Origin of the sequence: Streptomyces sp. NPDC058469 (assembly GCF_042721125.1) — a bacterium.
GTDB lineage: Bacteria > Actinomycetota > Actinomycetes > Streptomycetales > Streptomycetaceae > Streptomyces.
Window position 1 is genome coordinate 41,157 of record NZ_JBHXME010000077.1, and the last position, 6,074, is coordinate 47,230.

The window sequence follows — 6,074 nt, forward strand, 5'->3', positions numbered from 1 at the left end:
CTGGTGGGCGCCCGCCAATGGCGGCTGGCCGCGCTGTCTGTCGAAAGAGGAATGGGCGACATGCCTGAGTTCGCGTACACCGATCTGCTCCCCATGGGAGAGGACACCACCCCGTACCGGCTGGTGACCTCCGAGGGTGTCTCCACCTTCGAGGCCGACGGGCGGACGTTCCTCAAGGTCGAGCCGGAGGCGCTGCGCCAGCTCGCCGCCGAGGCCATCCACGACATCCAGCACTATCTGCGGCCCGCCCACCTCGCGCAGCTGCGCCGGATCATCGACGACCCCGAGGCGTCGAACAACGACAAGTTCGTGGCGCTGGACCTCCTGAAGAACGCGAACATCGCGGCGGCCGGCGTGCTGCCCATGTGCCAGGACACCGGTACGGCGATCGTCATGGGCAAGCGCGGGCAGAACGTCCTCACGGACGGCGGCGACGAGTCGGCCCTGTCGCGCGGCATCTACGACGCGTACCTCAACCTCAATCTGCGGTACTCGCAGATGGCCCCGCTGACCATGTGGGACGAGAAGAACACCGGGTCGAACCTGCCCGCCCAGATCGAGCTGTACGCGACCGACGGCGGCGCCTACAAGTTCCTGTTCATGGCCAAGGGCGGCGGTTCGGCCAACAAGTCGTTCCTCTACCAGGAGACGAAGGCGGTCCTCAACGAGGGCTCCATGATGAAGTTCCTGGAGGAGAAGATCCGTTCGCTCGGTACGGCTGCCTGCCCGCCGTACCACCTGGCGATCGTGGTCGGCGGCACGAGCGCCGAGTACGCGCTGAAGACCGCGAAGTACGCCTCCGCGCACTACCTGGACGAGATCCCGGCGGAGGGCTCGGAGTTGGGGCACGGTTTCCGGGACAAGGACCTCGAGCAGAAGGTCTTCGAGCTGACGCAGCGGATCGGGATCGGGGCGCAGTTCGGCGGCAAGTACTTCTGCCACGACGTGCGCGTGGTGCGGCTGCCCCGGCACGGTGCGTCCTGCCCCGTCGCCATCGCCGTGTCCTGCTCGGCCGACCGGCAGGCCGTCGCGAAGATCACCGCCGAGGGTGTGTTCCTTGAGCAGTTGGAGACCGACCCGGCGCGGTTCCTGCCGGAGACCACCGACGAGCATCTCGACTCCGCCGAGGCGGACGTCGTGCGGATCGATCTCAACCAGCCCATGGACGACATCCTCGCCGAGCTGACCAAGTACCCCGTGAAGACCCGGCTTTCGCTCTCCGGGCCGCTCGTCGTCGCGCGTGACATCGCGCATGCCAAGATCAAGGAGCGGCTCGACGCGGGCGAGGAGATGCCGCAGTACCTGAAGGACCACCCGGTGTACTACGCCGGTCCGGCCAAGACGCCCGAGGGGTACGCGTCCGGGTCCTTCGGGCCTACGACCGCCGGTCGCATGGACTCGTACGTCGAGCAGTTCCAGGCGGCGGGCGGGTCCAAGGTGATGCTGGCCAAGGGGAACCGGAGCAAACAGGTCACCGACGCGTGTGACGCGCACGGCGGGTTCTACCTCGGGTCGATCGGTGGGCCTGCGGCGCGGCTCGCCCAGGACTGCATCAAGAAGGTCGAGGTCGTCGAGTACGAGGAGCTCGGTATGGAGGCGGTCTGGAAGATCGAGGTCGAGGACTTCCCGGCGTTCGTCGTCGTCGACGACAAGGGCAACGACTTCTTCCAGAACCCGGCGCCGGAGCCTACGTTCACGCATATTCCGGTGCGGGGGCCTGGGTTGGCGTAATGCCGTCGGGCGGCCGGGGGGAATTTCGCCCCCGCCGCCCCTACCCGTCCCATCCTCAGGGGCTCTGCCCCTGGACCCCGCTGGGGCTGCGCCCCAGACCCCCTTCGGCCTGAACGGCCTCGTCCTCAAACGCCGGACGGGCTGGATGCACCTGGCCTGCGCCGGACGGGCTGAGGGGTGTCCCGGGACGCGTGAAAGTGCCGCCCTTCCACTCACCCGTGTCCCAGTTCATCCCAGGGACGCACGGGACGGCATCTCCGCCCGGTTTGCCGGAAAAGCTCCGAACTGACTGGATCACAGCCCGTGGTCCTCGGTCGACTCGGAGGGAACCCCCATGATCCGACGCATTCTGCGCAACGGTCTCGTCGCCGCGATCGCAGCCGTCGCCGTCTTCCCCGTGACAGCCGTCGCCGCCACCACCACCCCGGCTCCCCACGCCCGGCACCACGTCGTGACGACGCCCGCCGTGCACCACCACGTGGCGCGTCACACCTGGGGTCGCGTCACGACCCACCACTCCCCGCGTCTGAACGTCCGTTCCGGCCCCGGCACCGGCTACCGCGTCGTCGGCACGCGGCCGACCGGGCGGATGCTGCCCATCGTCTGCAAGACGTACGGATCGAACGTCTTCGGCAACCACCGCTGGTACAAGCTCCCGCACCACGAGGGCTACGTCTCCACCCACTACGTCCACAACCGCAGCGCCGTCCGCTGGTGCTGACCCTCGTCTGACCCACGGCACCACCCGACGGGACGACCCAGTGCGTCCTGTCGGGTGGTGCCAGGTCAACAGCCCTTCATATTCCGGTGATCGGGGTGTGACACGCGGCCGGCCCCGGGCACGGATCACGGCGGTCACCCCGGTTCGGCGAGGGAGCACGATGGAAAGCCACGTGACGGTCGAGAGGCAGCCGCTGCCCGGCCCGTACGACGACGCGGGGAGGCTCCTCACGGAGCGGCTCCGCCTCCTCAAGCAGCGGACCGGCCTGAGCCTGGCGGCGCTGGCCTCCGTCACCCCGTTCAGCAAGTCGACCTGGCACCGCTATCTCAACGGCGACCAACTCCCGCCCCGGGCAGCCGTCGAGGCCCTCGCCCGGCTCGCGCACACCGACCCCGGCGCGCTGCTCTCCCTGTGGGACGCGGCGGCGGTCCGGGAGCAGCCAAGGCCGTCCGCCACTCCCCCACCGCCGCCCCCCGTCCAGTCCCTACGACCCCGCCGTCTCCGCCTCCGTCCTCCCACCCGCGCCCTCGTCGCCCTCGCCGCCATGGCCGCCACCGTCGCGGTCACCGCCGGTGCCGCCGGCGTCCTCGATCGCGACGCCGGGGCGGAACGGCACACGGTCGCCTCCTGCCGGGGCAACGGTTGTCAGGGGGAGCTGCCGTCCTCCGAGACCTGTGCCCGGGACGCCCGTACGGAGCGTGCCGTCACCCGGGCCGCCCAGGTCGTGCTGCTCCGCTACTCCCCGGCCTGCGCCACCGTCTGGTCCGAGGTGCGCACCCGGGTCGGCGGTGCGCGGGAGATCTCGATCAGGTCGGGGCAGGACGAGCTGTCCGCCGAGTACCCGGGCCACCGGTCGGACGGTTACAGCAGCCCGATGCTGGCCGCCGCCGACCCACGTGGGGCGCGGGCATGCGCCGAGGTGGGCGGGCATCCGGTGTGCACCGGACCCGGCCTCTGAGCCAGGCCGCTCCACTCCCGGCCACTGAGCCAGGCCGCTCCACCTCCGTCGCCTCCCTCCGCCGACGCGGAACACTCCGTTTCCGGCCGCTGCGGTGGGAACACGGGAAGTGTCCGCGATGCTGTCCCCCACAGGAGGTGATCGGCGATGGCCGACGGTCAGACAGAGGGCGCGTTCCGCATCGAGCACGATTCGATGGGGGAGGTGCGTGTCCCGGTCGACGCGAAGTGGCGGGCGCAGACCCAGCGGGCGGTGGAGAACTTCCCGATCTCGGGGCAGCGGATCGAGCGGGCCCACATCGAGGCGCTGGCCCGGATCAAGGGTGCCGCCGCGAAGGTGAACGCCGAACTGGGCGTACTGGACAAGGACATCGCGGAGGCGATCCAGGAGGCGGCCCGTGAGGTCGCCGGCGGGGCGTGGGACGAGCACTTCCCCATCGACGTGTTCCAGACCGGGTCCGGCACCTCGTCCAACATGAACACCAACGAGGTGATCGCCACCCTCGCGACCGAGCGGCTCGGGCGGGATGTGCATCCCAACGATCATGTCAACGCCTCGCAGTCGTCCAATGACGTCTTTCCGTCCTCCATCCACATCGCGGCCACCGGTGCCGTCATCCACGATCTGATCCCCGCTCTGGAGCATCTCGCGGGCGCGCTGTCGCGCAAGTCCGTCGAGTTCGCCGATGTGGTGAAGTCCGGGCGGACCCACCTGATGGATGCCACGCCGGTGACCTTGGGGCAGGAGTTCGGCGGGTACTCGGCGCAGGTGCGTTACGGCGTCGAGCGGCTGGAGGCTTCGCTGCCGCGGCTCGCCGAGCTGCCTCTCGGCGGGACCGCCGTCGGGACCGGGATCAACACCCCGCCCGGGTTCTCCGCCGCCGTGATCGCGGAGGTCGCGCTGGTCACCGGGCTGCCGTTGACCGAGGCGCGCGATCACTTCGAGGCGCAGGGCGCCCGGGACGGGATCGTCGAGACCAGCGGGCAGTTGCGGACCATCGCCGTAGGGCTGACGAAGATCGCGAACGATCTGCGGTGGATGGCGTCCGGGCCGCGGACCGGGCTCTCGGAGATCTCGCTGCCCGATCTGCAGCCGGGGTCGTCGATCATGCCCGGCAAGGTCAACCCGGTGATTCCGGAGGCCGTGTTGATGGTCGCCGCGCAGGTCGTCGGGAATGACGCGACGGTCGCGACCGCCGGGGCCGCGGGCAACTTCGAGCTCAATGTGATGCTGCCGGTGATCGCCAAGAATGTCCTGGAGTCGATCCGGCTGCTCGCCAATGTGTCGCGGCTGCTCGCCGACCGGACTGTCGACGGGGTCGTCGCACACCGGGAGCGGGCGCGTGAATACGCCGAGTCCTCGCCGTCCGTGGTCACTCCGCTGAACAAGTACATCGGGTACGAGGAGGCCGCCAAGGTCGCCAAGAAGGCACTGGCGGAACGGAAGACGATCCGCCAAGTCGTGCTGGAGAACGGCTATGTGGAGCGCGGAGACCTGACCCTCGCGCAGCTCGACGAGTCCCTCGATGTCCTGCGGATGACGCGTCCGTAACCAATCGTCGCCATGGCGCGAACCGTGACGCGCACCGCAGCGTCGTATGCCCGGGGCACCTAATATCTGTTCATGGCAGACGGTGGAGCGGTGAGAGCGGTGGAAGCGGGTACGTCGACGGCCTTCTGGGCGCCCGGGAGTCAGATCCTGTGGCGCTACCGGGAGAACGCCGGACCGCGCTTCCACATCGCCCGCCCCGTCACGGTCGTCCGCGACGACGAGGAGTTGCTCGCCGTCTGGATGGCGCCCGGCACCGAGTGTGTGAAGCCGGTGCTGGCGGACGGTACGTCGGTGCACGTCGAGCCGTTGGAGACCCGGTACACCAAGCCACGCACGGTCCAGCGGGACCACTGGTTCGGTACGGGTGTGCTGAAGCTGGCGCGGCCCGGTGAGCCCTGGTCGGTGTGGCTTTTCTGGGAGCCGGGATGGCAGTTCAAGAACTGGTACGTGAACCTTGAGGAACCGCAGGTCCGTTGGGACGGCGGAGTCGACTCCGTGGACCACTTCCTGGACATCGCCGTTCACCCGGACCGCAGTTGGCGCTGGCTCGACGAGGACGAGTTCGCGCAGGCCCAGCGGGACGGTCTGATGGATGCCCAACTCGCGGAGCGGGTACGGGAAGCGGGCTGGTCGGCGGTCGAGACGATCCGCGCTTGGGAGCCTCCGTTCGCGGACGGATGGCAGCACTGGCGCCCGGATCCGTCCTGGGCTGTACCTTCACTTCCGGAGGACTGGGACCGCACCCCCGCGTACATGTCCACATGAGACCCTTGATGCGCCCCCGGTCCGCAACCGTAGGATCGTCCTCCGCAAGGGCACAGCACAACTCCCGGGGTATGCACCGGGACTGACCAGACGTCACCGAGGGGCGGCAGGACGTGAGCGAGGGGTATCAGGGCACCACCGAATCGGGCCGCCGGTCCGCCGGTGGCACAGGAACAGCCTCTGACCACGCGGGAATTCCGTTCCTGGGGCACGTATTCCGGGTATCGGCATTTCGGCGGGACGATCCGCACGCGCGGCGCATGGCCCTGTCGTCACATTCCCGTCGTCCGCCCGAAGGGCGGGCCTCGCGGGGTCTGGTGCGTGCAGCTGCAAGGCGGAGGAGGGAGG

General features: G+C 69.3%; 5 protein-coding genes. All 5 read left to right on the forward strand.

Annotated features, from left to right (window positions below):
- Positions 1-60 precede the first annotated feature (60 nt).
- Complete coding sequence (locus ACFWP5_RS28955; protein WP_384162656.1) at positions 61-1,731, forward strand: fumarate hydratase; 1,671 nt, start codon at positions 61-63, stop codon at positions 1,729-1,731.
- A 334-nt stretch (positions 1,732-2,065) separates the two neighbouring features.
- Positions 2,066-2,452: an SH3 domain-containing protein gene (locus ACFWP5_RS28960; RefSeq protein WP_384162659.1), complete on the forward strand. Its 387-nt coding sequence runs from the start codon at positions 2,066-2,068 to the stop codon at positions 2,450-2,452.
- Positions 2,453-2,612: 160 nt separating this feature from the next.
- On the forward strand, positions 2,613-3,410 hold the full coding sequence (locus tag ACFWP5_RS28965) for a DUF2690 domain-containing protein (RefSeq protein ID WP_384162662.1): 798 nt from the start codon (positions 2,613-2,615) through the stop codon (positions 3,408-3,410).
- A 147-nt stretch (positions 3,411-3,557) separates the two neighbouring features.
- On the forward strand, positions 3,558-4,961 hold the full coding sequence (locus ACFWP5_RS28970) for a class II fumarate hydratase (protein ID WP_384162665.1): 1,404 nt from the start codon (positions 3,558-3,560) through the stop codon (positions 4,959-4,961).
- Between the two features lie 72 nt (positions 4,962-5,033).
- Positions 5,034-5,726, forward strand: a complete 693-nt coding sequence (locus ACFWP5_RS28975) for a DUF402 domain-containing protein (protein ID WP_384162668.1) — start codon at positions 5,034-5,036, stop codon at positions 5,724-5,726.
- The last annotated feature ends 348 nt before the right edge of the window (positions 5,727-6,074 follow it).